Origin of the sequence: Neisseria wadsworthii 9715 (assembly GCF_000227765.1) — a bacterium.
GTDB classification, from domain to species: domain Bacteria; phylum Pseudomonadota; class Gammaproteobacteria; order Burkholderiales; family Neisseriaceae; genus Neisseria; species Neisseria wadsworthii.
Window position 1 is genome coordinate 526377 of record NZ_JH165159.1, and the last position, 17952, is coordinate 544328.

General features: G+C 48.4%; 20 protein-coding genes, 1 tRNA gene and 1 pseudogene. 16 read left to right on the forward strand and 6 right to left on the reverse strand.

All coding sequences use genetic code 11. The features are described from left to right. Positions 1-245 precede the first annotated feature (245 nt). The 10 genes and pseudogenes from HMPREF9370_RS02200 to HMPREF9370_RS11765 form a co-directional block, all read left to right on the forward strand. Positions 246-680 carry a DUF29 domain-containing protein gene (locus tag HMPREF9370_RS02200; RefSeq protein ID WP_009115650.1) on the forward strand — a complete coding sequence of 145 codons (435 nt, stop codon included), beginning with the start codon at positions 246-248 and terminating at the stop codon, positions 678-680. Positions 681-766: 86 nt separating this feature from the next. Next, positions 767-1042: a hypothetical protein gene (locus tag HMPREF9370_RS02205; RefSeq protein ID WP_009115651.1), complete on the forward strand. Its 276-nt coding sequence runs from the start codon at positions 767-769 to the stop codon at positions 1040-1042. Positions 1043-1322: 280 nt separating this feature from the next. Next, entirely contained in the window at positions 1323-1673 is a 351-nt protein-coding gene (locus HMPREF9370_RS02210) for a hypothetical protein (protein ID WP_009115652.1), read from the forward strand. A gap of 736 nt (positions 1674-2409) precedes the next feature. Beyond that, positions 2410-2589 carry a hypothetical protein gene (locus tag HMPREF9370_RS11760; protein ID WP_009115655.1) on the forward strand — a complete coding sequence of 60 codons (180 nt, stop codon included), beginning with the start codon at positions 2410-2412 and terminating at the stop codon, positions 2587-2589. 111 nt (positions 2590-2700) lie between these two features. Then, entirely contained in the window at positions 2701-3228 is a 528-nt protein-coding gene (locus HMPREF9370_RS02225; RefSeq protein WP_009115656.1) for a TrbM/KikA/MpfK family conjugal transfer protein, read from the forward strand. 174 nt (positions 3229-3402) lie between these two features. After that, positions 3403-4164 carry a nucleotide-binding protein gene (locus HMPREF9370_RS02230; RefSeq protein WP_040666802.1) on the forward strand — a complete coding sequence of 254 codons (762 nt, stop codon included), beginning with the start codon at positions 3403-3405 and terminating at the stop codon, positions 4162-4164. Then, positions 4157-4603, forward strand: a complete 447-nt coding sequence (locus HMPREF9370_RS02235; protein WP_009115658.1) for a hypothetical protein — start codon at positions 4157-4159, stop codon at positions 4601-4603. The genes HMPREF9370_RS02230 and HMPREF9370_RS02235 overlap by 8 nt, the downstream gene beginning before the upstream one ends. A gap of 47 nt (positions 4604-4650) precedes the next feature. Beyond that, positions 4651-4902: a hypothetical protein gene (locus HMPREF9370_RS02240; protein ID WP_040666804.1), complete on the forward strand. Its 252-nt coding sequence runs from the start codon at positions 4651-4653 to the stop codon at positions 4900-4902. A 9-nt stretch (positions 4903-4911) separates the two neighbouring features. Continuing rightward, complete coding sequence (locus HMPREF9370_RS02245; protein ID WP_040666805.1) at positions 4912-5241, forward strand: helix-turn-helix domain-containing protein; 330 nt, start codon at positions 4912-4914, stop codon at positions 5239-5241. Next, positions 5157-6149, forward strand: a pseudogene (locus HMPREF9370_RS11765) (site-specific integrase); the annotation flags it as partial. The gene HMPREF9370_RS02245 and the pseudogene HMPREF9370_RS11765, both read left to right, overlap by 85 nt. 34 nt (positions 6150-6183) lie before the next feature. On the opposite strand, the gene HMPREF9370_RS02255 reads toward HMPREF9370_RS11765, so the two are convergent. Further along, positions 6184-6259 (reverse strand) — tRNA-Lys (locus HMPREF9370_RS02255). Between the two features lie 126 nt (positions 6260-6385). On the opposite strand from HMPREF9370_RS02255, the gene orn reads away from it, so the two are divergent. The 4 genes from orn (at position 6386) to HMPREF9370_RS02275 (ending at position 10654) form a co-directional block, all read left to right on the forward strand. Next, positions 6386-6934: an oligoribonuclease gene (orn, locus tag HMPREF9370_RS02260; protein WP_009115660.1), complete on the forward strand. Its 549-nt coding sequence runs from the start codon at positions 6386-6388 to the stop codon at positions 6932-6934. A 182-nt stretch (positions 6935-7116) separates the two neighbouring features. Then, positions 7117-8751, forward strand: a complete 1635-nt coding sequence (gene pgi, locus HMPREF9370_RS02265; RefSeq protein WP_009115661.1) for a glucose-6-phosphate isomerase — start codon at positions 7117-7119, stop codon at positions 8749-8751. A gap of 392 nt (positions 8752-9143) precedes the next feature. After that, positions 9144-9770: a 16S rRNA (guanine(527)-N(7))-methyltransferase RsmG gene (rsmG, locus tag HMPREF9370_RS02270; RefSeq protein WP_009115664.1), complete on the forward strand. Its 627-nt coding sequence runs from the start codon at positions 9144-9146 to the stop codon at positions 9768-9770. A gap of 116 nt (positions 9771-9886) precedes the next feature. Further along, positions 9887-10654 carry a ParA family protein gene (locus HMPREF9370_RS02275; protein WP_009115666.1) on the forward strand — a complete coding sequence of 256 codons (768 nt, stop codon included), beginning with the start codon at positions 9887-9889 and terminating at the stop codon, positions 10652-10654. Between the two features lie 105 nt (positions 10655-10759). Here HMPREF9370_RS02275 and HMPREF9370_RS02280 read toward each other — a convergent pair whose 3' ends face one another. The 5 genes from HMPREF9370_RS02280 to HMPREF9370_RS02300 form a co-directional block, all read right to left on the reverse strand. Beyond that, positions 10760-11128 (reverse strand): ACP-like domain-containing protein, encoded by a 369-nt coding sequence (locus HMPREF9370_RS02280; RefSeq protein ID WP_009115667.1) that lies wholly within the window; start codon positions 11126-11128, stop codon positions 10760-10762. 227 nt (positions 11129-11355) lie between these two features. Continuing rightward, positions 11356-11823 carry a protein-export chaperone SecB gene (gene secB, locus HMPREF9370_RS02285; RefSeq protein WP_009115668.1) on the reverse strand — a complete coding sequence of 156 codons (468 nt, stop codon included), beginning with the start codon at positions 11821-11823 and terminating at the stop codon, positions 11356-11358. A 56-nt stretch (positions 11824-11879) separates the two neighbouring features. Continuing rightward, positions 11880-12140, reverse strand: a complete 261-nt coding sequence (gene grxC / locus HMPREF9370_RS02290) for a glutaredoxin 3 (RefSeq protein WP_009115669.1) — start codon at positions 12138-12140, stop codon at positions 11880-11882. Positions 12141-12214: 74 nt separating this feature from the next. Continuing rightward, positions 12215-13618 carry a D-alanyl-D-alanine carboxypeptidase/D-alanyl-D-alanine endopeptidase gene (gene dacB / locus HMPREF9370_RS02295; protein WP_009115670.1) on the reverse strand — a complete coding sequence of 468 codons (1404 nt, stop codon included), beginning with the start codon at positions 13616-13618 and terminating at the stop codon, positions 12215-12217. Between the two features lie 127 nt (positions 13619-13745). Beyond that, entirely contained in the window at positions 13746-15905 is a 2160-nt protein-coding gene (locus tag HMPREF9370_RS02300) for a primosomal protein N' (protein ID WP_040666807.1), read from the reverse strand. Positions 15906-16651: 746 nt separating this feature from the next. Between HMPREF9370_RS02300 and HMPREF9370_RS11960 the strand changes: the two genes are divergently transcribed. Together HMPREF9370_RS11960 and HMPREF9370_RS12175 are read left to right on the forward strand one after the other, a co-directional pair. After that, positions 16652-16894, forward strand: coding sequence for a hypothetical protein (locus HMPREF9370_RS11960; RefSeq protein ID WP_009115672.1), 243 nt, complete (start codon positions 16652-16654; stop codon positions 16892-16894). A 242-nt stretch (positions 16895-17136) separates the two neighbouring features. Continuing rightward, the coding region (locus HMPREF9370_RS12175; protein ID WP_009115674.1) for a hypothetical protein at positions 17137-17952 on the forward strand (816 nt) is incomplete at its 3' end.

A 17952-nucleotide genomic window follows, 5' to 3' on the forward strand; every position in this document is an offset into this window, starting at 1 on the left:
CCGATGATGCACACTCTTTATAAGACGGTCTCACACACCGTCTTAGGTCTGTACCCAGACCCAAGCCCGTTTGAAAAAGCGGGCTTCCGTGTGGGTATTTTACTCCGAATTCTTGAGAAAGTAACGAAAGTTATTTTTATGACAGTTTAATTGAGCCGGATAAGTAGATTTGCAAACCCATTGATTTTTATAAATATGATATGATTTAACTGATACAGGCATTTGATTTTAAGGAGGAATGAACAATGTCGACTTCTTATGAAACCGACTTCGCTGCATGGGCTGCCGAGCAGGCAGGCCTGTTGCGGGCGGGGTTGGTAAACAATATTGATTTTAGAAACTTGGCCGAGGAAATCGAGGATATGGGCAAAAGCGAACAGCGGGCTTTGGAAAGCCGTTTGCAGGTTTTGATCTGCCATTTGCTGAAATGGAAGTTTCAGCCTGAACGGCAGGGTAATTCTTGGAAAGCAACCATTAAAGAGCAACGGCTTAAGATTAAAAGGCTTCTTGCTGAATCCCCCAGCTTGAAAAGCAGGTTGGAAGATAGTGAATTTTGCTCAGACGTATGGTCATACGGCGTGGCTGCTGCATTACGGGAAACCGAGTTGGAAAACACCTTCCCCGAACAGGCGATTTGGAGTATGGCCGACATCTTAAATGATGAGTTTCTTCCCGAGTAATTCAGACGGCCTAAATGTTGAAAAGCCCGCTTATCTTATATTGATAAGCGGGTTTTGCTTTTGGGAAACGGATAGCGGAGCATTTTATGAAAGACGAAATAAAATTGTTGCGAGACAAAGCCGACGAGATCACGGCATTCTACGAACAGAAAGTTGACAGCTATCTTGCGTTAGGCGAAGAGCTTTACAACATGAACCGTGAACATGTGGAAGAAAGCATTGCTCTTGCCGGTACGGCTAATCGTTATCGACACAAGCTTGCATGGTACTTGCTCGATTCCCCGCTGATTAAGGAACTCGATATCGATATTGAAAAAGAAGCTGCTGATTTCAAAGCGCAATTCGTAGATTTTTTTAAGTAGTTTTAGCAGGCCGTCTGAAAGATGATTTTCAGACGGCCTCACCATAACGGAGGTTGGGGCTGAATCCCGTTCGGCAGGGAGGATGCAGCAAGCGGCTCGGGTGTGGCCCCGTTATGTTTTTTTGCACACCACAGTTCGCCTTTGGCAGGGCGTTAACGCACTCAATCAGCCTTTTAGAGTTCGACCTGCTCCGGCCGAAAGGGGGTGGGAAGACGCTTACAGACCTCGCGTCCGGTTCGGGCGGGTGGAAGGCCCGCTTTATTAATTAAGGATTTTCCGTATGAGATATATCCAATACACACCGGATGAAGTGAAAGTTTTAATGTCCTGCCTGTTGCTTGCACGGGAAGCGTTTACGCTTATCCGAAATTTAGGTTTGGGGCGTTTTGGGCTGTATGACCTTGATAATCCGTCACTTGATGCACTATCAGAAGAAACAGTTCGCCGGAATCTGAATATTGCGGGGCAATTGGCCGAAGCGATGCACCATCTTCCTGCGGATAAAGACAGTGTAAATGATTTGGAATGTATGCTGCTCCGTATGGAGCAGTTTTTATCGAAGAATCCGCCGCTTGAGGGACAGTACCGCTTGCGGGTTTTTTCAGATGGAATTAAAGAATCAATTTCCTGATACTGTCTTTTCGACACGGTATATTGGGAAAGCAAAGGTAATTTAAATATGTTCGATTTAGACGATGAGGTAAGATTAGCCGTAATCCTCATTCCTATGCTGATATATTGCCTAATTGCACTTTACGATAGGGTTGGGTTCGATTATAAATTTTTTTCTTTACTCGGAGTTGTATGTTTTTACTGGTGGATAATATCTGAAATTATTATTTATTCGCTTATCATGATAGGTTTGTGTGATGGCTGCGTCTCATGGTTTAAGTGATGGGTATTCCTGCATTTCCAATTCGGCAGGGAGTTTCAAGATGAACCGGTAGCAGGCTTCGTTGTTTTTACGGATGGCAAAGCTGCTCTTAACATGGGCAGCGAAATACCCGCCCTATAACAAATGCCGTCTGAAAACATGATTTTCAGACGGCATTATTTTTAATCTGAAAGATGGAAGAGGAAAGGATTTTTTATGTCGGAGAATTTGGTAATGGACTTTGGAGATATACTTTTCTTTGGGATGGTTGGTATCATGATTTGGTTTTCTTTATCGTTGAGGAGATATTCCGATCCTGCTCCTAGGGTTTTTTCATTGATAGGTTTTATGTTCTCCATAATGTTTATAGTCTTGTGGTTTCTAAAAAAAGAACAGATTCTCTGAATATCGGAAATTTTTGAAAACGGCAATGCCGGATATGCATATGTCATTATTGACAAATTGAAAAGACCTCAACCGAAAGGAGAACATTATGTTTAAAACCTCACGAAAACCTGTACCTGTGTCCGTTGTAGGAACCTATCCGACCCGAGAGGCAGCATCAAGGCAGGTTGACCTGTTTATGAAAAACCACGATCTAAATGTTTGTGCCAACATCGTGCCGTCTGAAAAAGGAACCGGTTACACGGTACAGGCAGTGAAATGGCAATAAAAAACCGCTCTGTTTCCAAAGCGGTCTTCTGAATGCAAGGATAATCTTCCATAGGGGTATGGAGATTATCCTTTTTTCTCGGGATTAGTGCAACTACGGAGAGTAATCAAAATGAAGAGAGTTTTATCGATGACGGCAGCATTAGCTGCTTTTTTTGTATCTGTGCCGGTGCAGGCTGAAACCCTTACCGGCGATGCCAAATTGGCCTGTGAGGCAACATTGTGTTTATCCAGCGGGGATAGACCAAGTGAGTGTAATGAGTCGATTCGGAAATATTTTTCGATCAAGCATAAACGGATGCACAAAACATTGCAGGCACGGCGCGACTTTCTGAACCTCTGTCCGTCCAGCAAAGAAGAAAATATGCCTGAATTGATCAATGCGTTGGTGAATGGAGCAGGCCGTTGTGATGCTGCCGAGCTAAACCGAGTAAACCGCGCCACTTACACCGAGCAAGTGGCAGATAAAATCGGCCGCAGGTCAGATTGGTTTTATTCGACAGTAACAAAACAATACATCAAAAAAGCTTATCCGGATTACTGCAAGGCCTATTTTGAACATGGTTGGACAACCGCAGGCGACCGTGTGAAGTATGTAGGCGAAGAAAAAGAAGGCGGCCGTTGGATTGATGTGAAATAAGTTCACTCCGGTTCCGGTTCATTCCTCTTTCCTGCCGGAACTGATTTTAACCGACGGAGCAAAAATACTCCGTCGGCTTTTTACAGACAAAAGGCCGTCTGAAATATACGGTTTTTTGTGTGTAAGAACATTCATCGGACGTTTATTGATAACCAGATTTTTAGGAGTGAAAAAATGAAAGAAGCACATTTGATTGTTCAGGGTAAGGGAGGAGTGGGAAAGTCTTTGGCTTCCACAATCGTTGCTCAATATATAGCGGCTGAGGCTGATGTTCCTGTTTTTTGTTTTGACACCGATCCTGTGAATCAGACATTCAGCCGGTTCAAAGCGTTAAATCCTGAAGTGGTAAATATACTGACTGCTGACAACACTATCGATACCCGTAATTTTGACGGTTTGATTGAAAAGTTGTTGGATGGAGAGGGAATTGCCGTTGTGGATAACGGGGCAGCTACTTTTGTCCCTTTGATGTCGTATATGGCAGAAAACCATGTTGACGAACTGTTGATGGAAAACGGTGTCCGCCTCATTCTTCATGTGCCGGTAATGGGTGGACAATCATTGAATGATTGTATTATCGGATTAGTTCAGACAGCGAATAGTATTAATGCTGATATTATCGTCTGGCTGAATGAGTTCCACGGAGAAGTTAAAACCGCGGATGGCAAGATGTTTACCGATTTTCAGGCTTATAAAGAGTACAAATCGAAAATCATCGGCATGGTTAAGGTTGCCCACCGCAACCCCGATACTTTCGGAAAAGACATTCAGGCAATGACATCCGCAAACCTGACTTTTAAAGAAGTGGAAGATTCGCCTGATTTCGGTGTTATGCCGCGCCAGCGTTTGCGTACGGTAAAACGAGATTTGTATGCCCAACTTAAAAAATTGCCCATTTGGGTAAACGAGCAAAAGGCAGACAGCGCAGATGAATAATCAAGTTCAGGATATTATTTCCGAGGTATTCCGACATACCGGCGTCAGGTTGACACCTGACGATCCGGTTGTGGCGGTTTTGCTGATACAGGAGCAGTCTTTGAAGGCTGCTTTTTCCGACTTTGCCGTCCACCAAGCAAAAGTAAGTGAATCTTTTCTTGAACGTATTGCCGGGCATGAAAAGAACATTACCGATGCGGCCGCTCGGCTGGAAACCTACCGCGAGCAGCTGCTGATTGAGCTGGCGCAACATGCAGACCGGCAAATGGAAGAGGCGGAAGGAAAGATTTACGCCGCCGTATCCGCCCGCGTCGTAAAAGACGTTGAAACGGCCAACGCCGCCTTTTTAGATAATCTGAAAAAGCTGTTGATGTTTGCGTCTGCCGCTTGGAGCTTTGGAATCCTGTTGCTGGTTTGCGGTTTGGTTTTTAAAAACTAGGGATTATAGAGCGGATGGAACATGAAAATTAATTGAAGGAAGAAATTATGTTGATTGAAGCTAATCCTTCTGTCCGACCGATAACGGTAAGCTCATCATTTACTTTTCCTGAAGACAGCTATCCGCATTACCGGCTGTTACGGATGCAAACAGAAACAGGCAATGATTATTGCCTGTTTTTTTATCTTAATGCCAAAGATTTTTTGGTTTTGGAACCGAAAATCCCGCGGCATCTGGCTATGAAAAAACTTGCCGGACATATTAAAACCGCCACGTTTACCGTGTACGAAACGATATAAGGTTTACTTATGAGCACCTACGATGTTGAAGCAGCAGCGGAATACTGCAAATGCCATCCTGAAACGATTAGGGAGCATATCAGGGCAGGCCGGTTGGTTGCATCTAAACCCGGTCGGAAATACTGTATTACCCAGTCTGCACTTGACGCATTTTTGAATGGTCTTGAAAATGACGCCGTGCAGGCTTCACTTACGAATAGGAGTGAAGAAAAATGCCTATCTACAAAAGAAACAATGGCATATGGTACGTTGACATCACAACGGCAGGCGGCCGCAGAATTAGACAGTCTGCTGGCACTAAAAACAAGGAAGAGGCCCAAAAGCTGCATGACAAACTAGCTTACGAACTATGGCAGCAGCAATATTTGGGAAAGAATCCCGAACGGTTGTGGGAGGAAGCAGCCGTTCGCTGGATTAGAGAGCAGGGAGGTAAAAAGAAAAGTATCAAAGACGACATCAGCCGCTTGCGCGGCTTATCTCAATTCAGAGGTGTGTTTTTGCATCACATGAACCGGGACTTTATTATGGAAACCGTGGGTAGCTTTCCCTGTTCCGACAGCACCAAAAACCGCTATTTGGCGTTGATTAGGGCTATTTTGAATAAGGCCGCGCATGAGTGGAAATGGTTAGACGGCGTGCCGAAAATCACACTGTATCGTGAAGCAAAACGACGTATTCGATGGCTCAGTAATGAAGAAGCACAAAGATTGGTCGCAGCCTTACCTGAATATATGGCAGACATGGCGGTATTCAGTTTGGCCACAGGATTGCGCCAGCGGAATGTTTTGGAGTTGAAGTGGGAGCAAATCAACCTCAGCCGTAAAACGGCGTGGATTTATCCCGATGAAGCCAAAGCCGGACGCGCTATCGGTGTTGCTCTGAATCAGACTGCGATCGATGTGCTGGAAAAACGAATGGGGAAACACCCAACATTTGTTTTTACTTATCCGAATGGCCGCCCGGTAAAAAGCATCAGTTCGCGGATTTGGAAAAATGCGTTGGAAAAAGCAGGTATATCCGATTTCCGCTGGCACGATCTTCGCCATACATGGGCAAGCTGGCTGGTTCAGGCCGGTGTTCCGTTGGCGGCGTTGCAGGAGATGGGCGGTTGGGAAAGCATCAGCATGGTGCAGCGGTATGCCCATCTGGCTCCTGAGCATTTGCACGGACACGCTGCTTTGTTGGACAGTGCTGGTCTTGGTTTCGGCACAAATTTGACACACCCCAAGATAGGTGGTGGCAAAGAAAAAAGCCTAAACGCTTGTTTAGGCTTGGAAAAACTGGTGGGTCGTGAAGGATTCGAACCTTCGACCAACGGATTAAAAGTCCGCTGCTCTACCAGCTGAGCTAACGACCCGAAAGAGTTGCGAAGTATATAAGCTATGCTTTTTCGCGTCAACATTTTTTTGAAGGCATCAGTGCTTAGGGGTTTTGTTATACAATTCGTTTTGTTAATTGATTAATGCCTGTCTGAAAGAACTGCATGCAAAACGAAAATAATTTATGTTGGCTGGATATGGAGATGACCGGCCTGGATCCTGAAAAAGAGCGGATTATCGAAGTGGCGATGATTATTACCGATGCGGATTTAAATGTGCTGGCGCAATCTGAAGTGTATGTTGTTCATCAAAGTGATGAGATTTTGAACGCGATGGACGATTGGAACACGGCCACACACACGCGCACGGGTTTGGTGCAGCGGGTAAGGGAATCCAAGCTTACCGAAGCTGAGGTGGAGCAGAAGCTACTGGACTTTATGGCGCAATGGATTCCTGAAAAAACTTCGCCGATGTGCGGTAATACCATTCATCAAGACCGCCGTTTTATGGTGCGCTATATGCCCAAGCTTGAGGCGTATTTCCATTACCGTAATGTGGATGTGTCTACACTCAAAGAATTGGCCCGCCGTTGGAGCCCTGAGGTGGTAAAAGGTGTAGTGAAGCGTGGTTCGCATCAGGCTTTGGACGATATTTTGGAAAGCATTGAAGAGATGCGCCATTACCGCGAACACTTTATTAGGTTGCCTGAATAAGCCAATGCCTGTCTGAAAGGTTTCAGACAGGCATGATGCTGTAAAATGATTCAAGTTTCATATATTATGCCGATGAAGCCCTGCTTATCGGCAAATCCTATCCGCTTAAATGTCTTTCGCAACAGAAACGGCAAAATTTCCTACAATCCCTTTTTTATAAAAATCTCAATAAGAAGCCCGCAATGAATATCAACACAACGCCCATCTGGCAAGTTTTAAACGAACATTACGCACACACGCGCAGCATTGAAATGCGCCATCAGTTTTCGGCTGAACCCGACCGCTTCAGCCGCATGCACGAAAAGCTGCACGGTATGCTGGTGGATTTCAGCAAAAACCGCGTCAATGAAGAAACCCTATCCCTGCTTTGCCGGCTTGCCGAAACCGCAGGCCTGCCTGAAAAAGCCGAAGCCATGCGCCGCGGCGGCATCATCAACACCAGTGAAAAGCGTGCCGTGCTGCACACGGCGCTGCGTCTGCCGGCGGATGCCGGGCCGGTTTATGTAAACGGAGAAAACGTGGTGCCCAAGCTGCATCGGGAGCTGGAGCGCGCGCTGGATTTTGCCGAAAAACTGATTAGCGGCGAATACACCGGCAGCAGCGGCGAGCGCATCACGGATTTGGTGCACATCGGTATCGGCGGCTCCGATTTGGGGCCGCAAATGGTGGCGCTGGCCTTGAAGCCTTACCACAAAAACGTGCGCGTGCATTTTGTGTCGAACGCGGATGACGCCGACATTTCCGAAGTGCTGCCCAAACTGGATGCGCGCCGCACTGTGTTTAGCATCGCCAGTAAATCTTTCGGCACGCCGGAAACCCTGCTCAATGCCCACACCGCGCGGGATTGGTTTTTGGCGCAAGGTATGGGCGAAGCCGATATTAAGCGCCATTTCGTTGCGATTTCTTCCAACCTGCCTGCGGTGGCGCAATTCGGCATCGCGCCGGAAAATATTTTTGCCATGTTCGATTGGGTGGGCGGCCGTTATTCCGTGTGGTCGGCGATAGGGCTGCCTGTGATGGTGGCCGTGGGCTCTGAGCATTTCCGCGCTTTTCTGGCCGGCGCGCATGCGATGGACGAGCATTTCTTCAGTGCGCCCTACCGCCGCAATATCCCCGTGCTGCTTGGCCTTTTAGGCGTTTGGTACAGCAATTTTTACGGCGCCGAAAGCCATGCCGTGATTCCTTACAGCCACGCGCTGCGCCGCCTGCCCGCCCACTTGCAGCAGCTTGATATGGAAAGCAACGGCAAACACACCACGCTGGGCGGCAAAGAGGTCGATTACCAAACCGGCCCGATTATCTGGGGCGAAGAGGGCGTGAACTGCCAACATGCGTTTTTCCAATTGATTCATCAGGGTACGCGCCTGATTCCGGTGGATTTTGTCGTGCCCGTGACCACGCCTTACCAAATCGGCACGCATCATCAATTTGTGGTGGCCAATGCGTTTGCCCAATCCGAAGCTCTGATGCGCGGCAAAACCGTGGCAGAAGCCCGCGAAGCGCTGGCGCATCTGCCGGAAAACGAACGCAGCGAGTTGGCCGTTCACAACGAATTCAGCGGCAACCGCCCGAGCAACACGATTTTGCTTGATGCGCTCGACCCGTTCACGTTAGGTATGCTGATTGCGATGTATGAACACAAAGTGTTTGTACAAGGCGCGGTTTGGCAGATTAATTCATTCGACCAATGGGGCGTGGAATACGGCAAAGTGTTGGCCAAAACCATCCAGCCCGAACTGGCAGGCACAGGCACTCCGCAGCACGATAGCTCTACCAACGGTTTGATTGCTTATTACCGTAGCAAACATCAAGGCTGATGCTGAAACAAAACCATGCCTGTCTGAAAAAGCGTTTTCAGACAGGCATGGTTTATGGTCTGGCCGCTTGCTTATGGTTAAACCACTAGCATAGTAACAGCAGCGCCGTCATACTCGGGCTTGGCCCGACTATCTTTAGCTTCAGTAATGTTGGGAGATACTCGGGTCAAGCCTGAGTATGACGGGTGTTTTTTCCTTAAGTGGATTGACTATGTCAGCCATACCCAAGCTTAACCCAAGTGCCTGCGCAATGCTTCCTGCGGATATACCCATGCACATGCCTGTCTGAAACCCCACTATGAATGGCTTTTCAGACAGGCATTCAAACAATTCATGCCATCAATCTTCCATTTTCCGTTACTATTACAGCAAATTAAGAATAAGGAAAAACAATGGATAATAAGCAAAAACTGCAAACCGGCCTGCAAGAAATGGGGCTTTCGCTCACCACCGCGCAGCAATTGCTGCTGCTCGAATATGTGGCGCTGCTGAAAAAATGGAACAGCACATACAACCTTACCGCCCTGCGCGACGAAAACACCATGATCAGCCACCATGTGCTCGACAGCCTCACGCTGCTGCCCTATGTGAAAGACGCGAAAACCCTGATGGACGTAGGTTCGGGCGGCGGTATGCCCGGCATTCCCACCGCCATTTGCCGTCCGGATTTGCAGATTACGCTTTTGGATTCCAACACCAAAAAAACCACCTTCCTCCAGCAGGCCGTTATCGAGCTGGGTTTGAACAACGTTACTGTGGCCAGCGGCCGCGTGGAAGCGATGCACGATAAAAAAGTGGATGTGGTAACCAGCCGCGCGTTCGCCGAGCTGGCCGACTTTATCGCGCTGACCAAACATTTGTTGAACGAAAACGGCTATTGGGCGGCGATGAAGGGCGTGTATCCTTACGAAGAGCTGGAGCATGTGCCCGACAATGTGGAAGTGGCGTGCGTGGAAAAGCTGGATGTGCCCATGCTCAATGCCGAGCGGCATATGGTGGTGATGCGGCCGAAAAAATAAACGGTCGGCGAGCCGCCTTTAAGGCGGCTTTTTGCCGCACGCGCAAGCCGCCGATACCTTTTTCAAAAGAATAAAGGTACAATTCCACCCAGTTTTCACATTCACCGGCCAACATCATGAGCATAAACATCATCGCGATTGCCAACCAGAAAGGCGGGGTGGGCAAAACCACCACCGCCGTTAACCTTGCCGCTTCGCTTGCCGCCGCCGGCCGGCGCGTTTTAGTGGTGGATTTAGACCCGCAAGGCAATGCCACCACCGGCAGCGGTATCGAGAAAAACACCATCTCCAACGGGATTTATCAGGTTTTGTTGGGCGAATCCGAAGTGAAAGATGCTGTATTACGCAGCGAGAGCGGCGGTTATGATGTGTTGGCGGCCAACCGTGCGCTGGCTGGCGCGGAAGTGGAATTGGTGCAGGAAATCGCCCGTGAGATGCGCTTGAAAAATGCGCTGGCGGCCGTGGCCGACGATTATGATTATGTGTTAATCGATTGCCCGCCCACGCTGACGCTGCTGACCTTAAACGGCCTGGTGGCGGCCAATGGCGTGATTGTGCCGATGGTGTGCGAATATTATGCGCTGGAAGGCATTTCCGATTTGGTGGCAACCGTGCGCAAAATCCGCCAGGCCATTAATCCGCATTTGGATATCCTCGGCATCGTGCGCACGCTTTACGACAGCCGCAGCCGCCTTTCGCAAGATGTGTCGGAGCAGCTGCAAACCCATTTCGGCAAGCAATTGTTTGCCACCACGATTCCGAGAAACGTGCGTTTGGCCGAAGCGCCCAGCCACGGGATGCCGATTTTGGCTTACGACGCCAAAGCCAAAGGTGCGGTGGCTTATGAGGAATTAGCCAAGGAAGTGTTGGCGAGAACGAAATAAGTTGTATGAATACGATAATGCCTGTCTGAAAAGCTTTCAGACAGGCATTATTTGTATGGGTTGATAGCTGGGCAGGATGATTAATCTGCTTCTATCTTTCAAGTTTTAGCGTACCGGACGGCAGCTTTTGAAAATGATCTCTTGGCCTGGCGAAGTAACCATCACAGCATTTTTGCGGTGATTTTTGCGGTCCATATAGCTGGTGCTCAGTTTGAAGTTGTTTTCATCACCGAATACGGTGTCAACATTGTCTGAAACGTTTAAGTTGATCGGCATATAGCGTGTTTTACCGTTCATGTAGGCAGACGCGTATACAGGCAGTTTTTGTTTGTTGAAGCCGTAAGTTACTTTCAACTTTTTACCTTGTTGGCAAGAATAGTGTACAACTGATTTGCTTACAGCTGCGTTCTCGGCATGAGCAAGACCAGAGGCCAACAGAGAACAAGCCAATAATGCAGCAGATAATTTTTTCATATCATTGTTTCCTTAAAATTAAATAATTTTATGTTGCTTCAGCGGGCACCCGTATTGATTTACAGGTGTGCTGAACGCTTATTATACATTGGTGTATGTTGGGAAAAAGTGGCGTGGTGTAATGTTGGGTTAAAACGCATAAAGGAATGTGCGGCTTTAACTGCCTAAAATAATACCATGCCTGTCTGAACATTTCAGACAGGCATGGTTGGATTAAAGCGGAGCAGTTAAGCGTTGCCTTGCTCTTGCTGCTGTTGGTACAAAGCTTCGAAGTTAATCGGAGCGAGCAATACCGGCGGGAAGCCGGCGCGGGTGATGGTGGAAGACACGGTTTCGCGCGCGTAAGGGAAGAGGATGTTGGGGCAGGCTACGGCAAGCAGCAGCTGCAAATCTTCTTCGGGAATATTGGCCAAGCGGAAAATGCCGCTTTGGGTAACTTCGTTGAGGAACATTACGCGGTCTTCGGCCAGTTTGGAGGTTACGGTAACGGTAACGCTTACTTCATAAAACTCGTCTTCCAGCTTTTGGCTTTCGGTGGCTACGCGCATGTCGACATTCGGTTCGCCTTGCTCCAGAAATACTTTAGGCGCATGCGGCACTTCCAGCGACATGTCTTTCACATACAGCTTTTCAATGCTGAACACGGGCTGGTTTTCTTGTTGCGCTTGGTCTTGAACTTGATCTTGTTCGCTCATTATTTGTCTCGCTTTTGTGAGGTTTTTTAAGGTTGGAAAAGGAAACGGTGCGTTATTTATTCACCGTTGAGTAAGCTGATGAGGCCGCCTTTTTTGTGCAGCGCCTGCATATCGGTAAAGCCGCCCACATGGGTGTCGCCGATGAAAATCTGCGGCACGGTGCGTTGGCCGGTAATTTGTTGCATTTCGGCAAAAGCGGCGCTGTCGCGGCTGATGTCGATTTCTTTGATTTCGCTCACGCCAAGCTGGTTGAGCAGCCTTTTGGCCATGGTGCAGTAGGGGCAGTAGGAGCCGGTGTACATGGTAACGGGTTGCATGGTGATTATTCCTGCTTGATGATTGTTTCAGTATGGAGCCGAAGGCGTGTTTTTACAAGATGCCTGTCTGAAAATTATTGTGCCGGCTGCGGAGGCGGCAAGAGGCGCTCTACGATTTTATCGATTTCGTTGACATAATAGTCGGATTTCGGGCTGTTGACCAACACGACAATGGCCAGCGGCGAGCCGTTGGCATGGTGGGGCAGGTAGTAGCCTGCCAGGGCGCGCACGTTTTTCAGGGTGCCGGTTTTGAGGAAAAGCTCGCCTGTGCGGCTTTTGAAACGCTGCTCCAAGGTGCCGTCGGTGCCGGAGATGGGCAGGGTGTCGATAAATGCCTGTCTGAAACGGCTTTCGTAGCTTTTGGCCAGCAACTCGCCGAGAAAGCGGGCGGTCAGCCGTTCGCGGCGGGAGAGGCCGGAGCCGTTTTCCAGAATCAGGGCTTCGTCGTCGAGGCCGGCTTTAACCAGCTCGCGCCGCACGGCGGCTTGGGCGTTTTGCCCGGTTTGGTTGTCGGCGGCGCGCTCGCCCATGGTGAGGAATACGGTGCGGGCAATCACGTTGTTGGAAAGCTTGTTCATGCTGGTTAAGGCTTCGCGCAAAGGCGGAGAGCGGTGCACGGCCAGGGTGGCCGCATCGGCCGGCGCGGTGCCGACGCGGTAGCCGGATGTCATCTGCCCGCCTGCGGCACGCCATTGGTTGACAAAGCTTTTGGCGGCGAAATCCTGCGTGTCGAGCATATTGATAAAGGTTTCTTGGCCGATACAGGCTTCGGGCAGCGTGCCGCTCATGTGCAGCACGCCGTTTTCATATTTGGTGGAAAGGTAGCGCTTGAGCGAGCGGCAGGTGCCGGAGGGGGTGAAGCGCACTTGATTATTTTGCGCTACATCGGGCAGAGGCGGGTTGGTGGTGATCACGGGCAGGCCGGCTTCGTTGAATGCGGGTTTGAGCCACACCACTTTGTAAGCCAGCATGTGCGGGTCGGGATCGGTGGTAAAGGCTTCGCCGGCATCGTCGTCAAAACCGTGTGCGGTGCCTGCGTTGCCCCAGATGTTGCGGTCGAACACCAGCGAGCCGGTAATCCGGTTGATGCCTTTGTCGCGCAATTGCTGCTGTGCGGCGATGAGGTCGTCTTGATCCATAACCGGGTCGCCGCTGCCCACCCAATAGATGTCGCCGTTCAGGCTGCCGCCGCTCACGGTGGCGGCGGATTTGAATTCGGTTTGCCAGCGGAAATCCGGCCCCAGCGCGTTGAAGGCGGCAAACGCCGTAACCAGTTTCATGGTGGAAGCCGGGTTGAACGAAGCGTCGGCCTGATGCGCCACGCGCACGGTTTTGCTGTTGAGATCTTGCACATACACCGCGATTTCCTGCGGCGGAATTGTGCCGGTGTCGAGCGCGGATGCGGCAGCGGGCAGAAAGAGCAGGGCGGAGAGCAACAAGCGGCGCATCCGCTTTTCAGACAGGCATTGTGTATTCATTTTCCGTATCGTTATCGGGTGTTTTATGGGATTGAAATATCATGCGGATTTTACTGGAAACGGCACGCGGTATCATTAAAAACCAACCATGCGGCAACAAATCGGCTTTTCAGACAGGCATCTCTCGTTACATCTCCATCGGGTCGACATCCACCGACCACCTCACTGCCGAATCGCGGTAGCTTTGCAACACTTGCAGCCACATCGCGGCAGCGCGGTGCAGGTTTTTGCGTGATGCCGATTCGATAAACACCTGCGCCCGTTCGCGCTCGGCCAGCCGCACCATCATCATCGGCACCGGGCCGAGCAAGGCCGTGTCTTCCGGCAAGAGCGGCTCGATAACTTCCTTGATTTCGCTGAGAAAACGCAAAGCATCGTCTACTTTTAGCGCATCAGCACGGATGGCTGCCTGAAAACCGAAAGGCGGCATGCCGAACATTTTCCGTTCGGCCAGCTCGGCGTCGGCAAACGCGCGGTAGTTTTGCGCTTTTACGGCGGCGAACACGGCATGCTCGGGCAATTGAGTTTGGATTAACACGCGCCCCGCCGTATCGGCGCGTCCGGCCCGGCCGGAAACCTGCATCAACTCAGCAAACAAGCGCTCCGGTGCGCGGAAATCCGCGCTGTAAAGCGAGCCGTCGGCGTTGAGCACCACCACCAGATTCAGCCGCGCAAAATCGTGCCCCTTAGCCAGCATTTGCGTGCCGACCAAAATATCGATGCCGTCGGCAGCAATATGTTCATACAAAGCCGCCCAATCGTTTTTGTTGGACGTGCTGTCGCGGTCGACGCGTGCGATGCGCGCTTGCGGCAGAAATGCGCGCAGCGTTTCTTCTACTCGCTGCGTGCCTTGGCCGACGGCGGTCAAATCCTGATTGCCGCAATCCGGGCATTTATAAGGAATGGCCTGTCTGAAATCGCAATGATGGCAACGCAGCTGGCGCGCGCGCTGGTGCAGCACCATCTTGGCCGAGCAGCGCGGGCAGCCGAAAATATGGCCGCAGTCGCCGCAAAACAGCGCTGGTGCAAAGCCGCGGCGGTTGAGATAAACCAGCGACATGCCGCCTTGCCGGTAGTTTTCTTGCAGCAGCTTTAAAGCCTGCGGCGAAAAGCCGTTATCCAGCTTCACACGGCGCACATCCAAAATATCCACTTGCGGCAGGCGCGCGGCGGTGTGGGCGCGTTCGTTCAACTCAAGCAGCCGGTAAGCGCCCGTTTGCGCTTTGTGCCAGCTTTCCAAACTGGGCGTGGCGCTGCCCAAAATTACCGGACAAGCGCTCTGCCTGCCGCGCCACACCGCTAAATCGCGGGCATGGTAGCGCAGCTCGTTATCCTGTTTGAACGAAGCATCGTGTTCTTCGTCCACCACAATCAAGCCCAAATCCGGCAGCGGCGTAAACACCGCCAGCCGTGTGCCGATAACCAGCTTGGCCTGCCCCGCGAGCGCGCGCAGATAATCCTGCGTGCGTTTGCCCGCGGCGGTTTGGCTGTGCAGCACGGCGGTGGGAACGTGCGCAAACCGCGTTTGCACGCGCTTGAGCAATTGCGGCGTCAGATTAATCTCGGGCAGCAAAAACAAAACCTGCCTGCCCGAAGCCAACACCTCGGCCATCACATCAAAATACACTTCCGTTTTGCCGCTGCCCGTGATGCCGTAGAGCAGAAACGTTTGAAAGCCGCCGATGCCTGTCTGAACCGCATCCGAAGCCGCCTGTTGCGCTTCGTTTAACACATATTCCGCAGGCGGAATCACCGGGTCTGTGGTGCAGCTCTGCTCAATCCAACCCGCTTCACACCATTCGGCCACCAACTTCGCCGCCTGCGGATGAACCGTTTTCAGACAGGCCATATCGTTTGCACTTTCACGCAAAGCAAGCCACAGCGCGCGCTTCTTATGAAATCGCTCCGGCGGCGGCTCATTCGCACGGCCTTGCTCATTGAGTGTATAAAAAACAGGCGGTTGCGGCGGCTCCACCGCTTTCGTTTCCCGCAAACCTTGCGGCAGCGCCGCAAACACCGCTTGCCCGAGCGGGTAGAGATAATAACGCGCCACAAAATCCAGCAAAGCGCGCCAACTTTCCGACAATAGCGGCTCTTCGTCAAAAACTTCCTGCACCGGCAGAATTTTCGACACCTCGATATCCGGCGCCACCGAATGCGCCCAAACCACCCCCACCGCAGGCTTGCCGCGAAAAGGCACCACCCGCGTACCGGATTTGATGGCAGCGGGGTGGGCATAAGTGAGCAGGCCGAGGGGAACGTTGAGGGCGATATGGTGGTAAATCATGGCAGGTATTATAAAACGGTTTGAGATAAGGGAATGCCTGTTTGAAAGCTTTAGCTTCGCAGAAATTCTGCGCAGCTTGTTTTCAGACAGGCATTTTTAAGTAAGGCCGATATCGGAACAGGTGAGTTGATTGCAGGTTGATATGTTATTTAACTTAACAAAGTTATGGTTATAGTTTTGTTTAAAATATAGTTGAATGAAATTATGTTGATAAACAAAGATGTTGTGTGTTTTATGAAATTTACTTTAAAATAGGTTAAATTTAAATAAAAAAGTTAAGCCGGTTGATGCTTTAGAGATAAATGCTTATGAAAAAATTAGAAGTGATTCTATTGAGCCCGTCGGTTGTAAGTGGATTTATTTTGGCATTATTAAATTCCATAAAGCCTTTTTCTTATGTAGAAAGCATAAGCCTTATCTGTTTAATAACAATAGGTACTATATTTTTATTAAGAAAAAAACTGATAAATATCTACAAGGAAAATACACGTACCTATTCTCTCTGGACGATTGAATTTTATTCAGGTAGATCGGTAAAAAGGATATTTGCACACAGTTATTTATTTTTGTTGTTTGTTTTTGCATCAGATTGGGTGTTTATCTCAAAGTTCCATATATCTAATTTTTTAGAATATTTTGTATATTATACAATCTTACAATTTTGTCGATTGTTTTTCTTATCATATATTTTTTTGCATTCATATCACCTTAAATATCAAAAGTCTTAAAGTTAGATAAAAATAAAAATGGATGTTCGTGATTTATGTGGTGAAGGGGAAGGCAAATATTTTATGAAGAAAATAGAAACGGTTTTATTTAGGCCTTCGGTTGTAAATGGATTGGTTTTGGCTGGATTAAATTCCATAAAACCTTTTTCTTATGTAGAAAGAACAGGTTTGACCTGTTTGATCACAGCAGCCACCATATTTATATTAAGAAAGAAAATAATACATACTTATAATGAAAACATTATTCCCCAGCCTTTGTAGATTCTGGAGTTTTATTCAGGCAAATCAATAAAAAAATATTGATAGGTATTTATTTTTTGTTGCTTTTTCTTTTTATTGCTGACTGGGTAATTATTCCTAAGTTGCAAATTTTTAATTTTTTAGAATATTTTATATATTATACGGTTTTGCAGTTTCGCAGTTTTGTCGGTTGTTTGTGTTGTTATATATTGTTTTACATTTTTACCACCTTAAGTGCTTAAGAAAAATATAGGGAGTATAGTATGACTAATCAGAATAATAGTGGCGTATGCCTGAAGCCAGATAGTAATGATCCAATTTATTGGTTTACCGGATATTATAGTAATTATGGCCTGCAGGCCGCTACTGATATTTCTCCGTTCGTTGCGCCTGCTTGGTTAAATCACAAAGGTAACCAGTTGGCTGATCAAAAACTTCTTCAATACAGACAGCAGCAAATGGCGGATACATATGTTAAAAATACTCATCGGAAAGAAGGGGTATATAATGCAAAAGCAATTAGAAAGGATATTTTGGTCAATAAAGTTCCGGCAATGGAGCAAATATTGAAAAAAGAGGTTTTGTCAAACACTGCCGATTCGATGAAAAAATTGGGAAACGGTTTTGCTGCCGCGGGTGCCGGGTATGAAATCGGTAAATCAATTGCTTCTGACTCCACAACAAAAGATTTTGTTGCTGCAAATATTAAGGCCCTTGGTATTTTAGGAACAACGGCGGCTATTGCTGCTCTCCCCGCTTCTGTACCGTTTGCTGCTGCAGCAACACTTAGTGTAGCAGCTGGTATGCTTACTTCTTTTTTATTAGATAAAGCATTAAATTCTAAAGAGTTTGATGATTTGCTTGGCGATATAGGAAAGCAAAAGCTGAGCGATACATGGGAGTATCTAAATGAAGATTTCTTTAATGATTTAAATCAGCAATTTAATGATATTGCAGAAAAATTTTTAAATGATAATTTTGATGCTTTTTCAAAAAAAGCACATGATGCCATAGATAATTTTCCTTTAAATAGCCAATGCCATAAATTTGATCCTCAAGATTGGGAAAGTGTCAACCGC

Excerpts from the sequence above, each read along its gene's own strand:
- HMPREF9370_RS02205 (WP_009115651.1), top strand. The coding sequence starts at position 767 with ATGAAAGACGAAATAAAATTGTTGCGAGACAAAGCCGACGAGATCACG.
- orn (WP_009115660.1), top strand. The coding sequence starts at position 6,386 with ATGCAAAACGAAAATAATTTATGTTGGCTGGATATGGAGATGACCGGC.
- HMPREF9370_RS02200 (WP_009115650.1), top strand. The coding sequence starts at position 246 with ATGTCGACTTCTTATGAAACCGACTTCGCTGCATGGGCTGCCGAGCAG.
- pgi (WP_009115661.1), top strand. The coding sequence starts at position 7,117 with ATGAATATCAACACAACGCCCATCTGGCAAGTTTTAAACGAACATTAC.
- HMPREF9370_RS02275 (WP_009115666.1), top strand. The coding sequence starts at position 9,887 with ATGAGCATAAACATCATCGCGATTGCCAACCAGAAAGGCGGGGTGGGC.
- HMPREF9370_RS02280 (WP_009115667.1), bottom strand. The coding sequence starts at position 11,128 with ATGAAAAAATTATCTGCTGCATTATTGGCTTGTTCTCTGTTGGCCTCT.
- HMPREF9370_RS02240 (WP_040666804.1), top strand. The coding sequence starts at position 4,651 with ATGTTGATTGAAGCTAATCCTTCTGTCCGACCGATAACGGTAAGCTCA.
- HMPREF9370_RS02245 (WP_040666805.1), top strand. The coding sequence starts at position 4,912 with ATGAGCACCTACGATGTTGAAGCAGCAGCGGAATACTGCAAATGCCAT.
- grxC (WP_009115669.1), bottom strand. The coding sequence starts at position 12,140 with ATGCAACCCGTTACCATGTACACCGGCTCCTACTGCCCCTACTGCACC.
- HMPREF9370_RS11960 (WP_009115672.1), top strand. The coding sequence starts at position 16,652 with ATGGATGTTCGTGATTTATGTGGTGAAGGGGAAGGCAAATATTTTATG.
- HMPREF9370_RS02225 (WP_009115656.1), top strand. The coding sequence starts at position 2,701 with ATGAAGAGAGTTTTATCGATGACGGCAGCATTAGCTGCTTTTTTTGTA.
- secB (WP_009115668.1), bottom strand. The coding sequence starts at position 11,823 with ATGAGCGAACAAGATCAAGTTCAAGACCAAGCGCAACAAGAAAACCAG.
- HMPREF9370_RS02210 (WP_009115652.1), top strand. The coding sequence starts at position 1,323 with ATGAGATATATCCAATACACACCGGATGAAGTGAAAGTTTTAATGTCC.
- rsmG (WP_009115664.1), top strand. The coding sequence starts at position 9,144 with ATGGATAATAAGCAAAAACTGCAAACCGGCCTGCAAGAAATGGGGCTT.
- HMPREF9370_RS02300 (WP_040666807.1), bottom strand. The coding sequence starts at position 15,905 with ATGATTTACCACCATATCGCCCTCAACGTTCCCCTCGGCCTGCTCACT.
- HMPREF9370_RS02230 (WP_040666802.1), top strand. The coding sequence starts at position 3,403 with ATGAAAGAAGCACATTTGATTGTTCAGGGTAAGGGAGGAGTGGGAAAG.
- dacB (WP_009115670.1), bottom strand. The coding sequence starts at position 13,618 with ATGAATACACAATGCCTGTCTGAAAAGCGGATGCGCCGCTTGTTGCTC.
- HMPREF9370_RS02235 (WP_009115658.1), top strand. The coding sequence starts at position 4,157 with ATGAATAATCAAGTTCAGGATATTATTTCCGAGGTATTCCGACATACC.
- HMPREF9370_RS11760 (WP_009115655.1), top strand. The coding sequence starts at position 2,410 with ATGTTTAAAACCTCACGAAAACCTGTACCTGTGTCCGTTGTAGGAACC.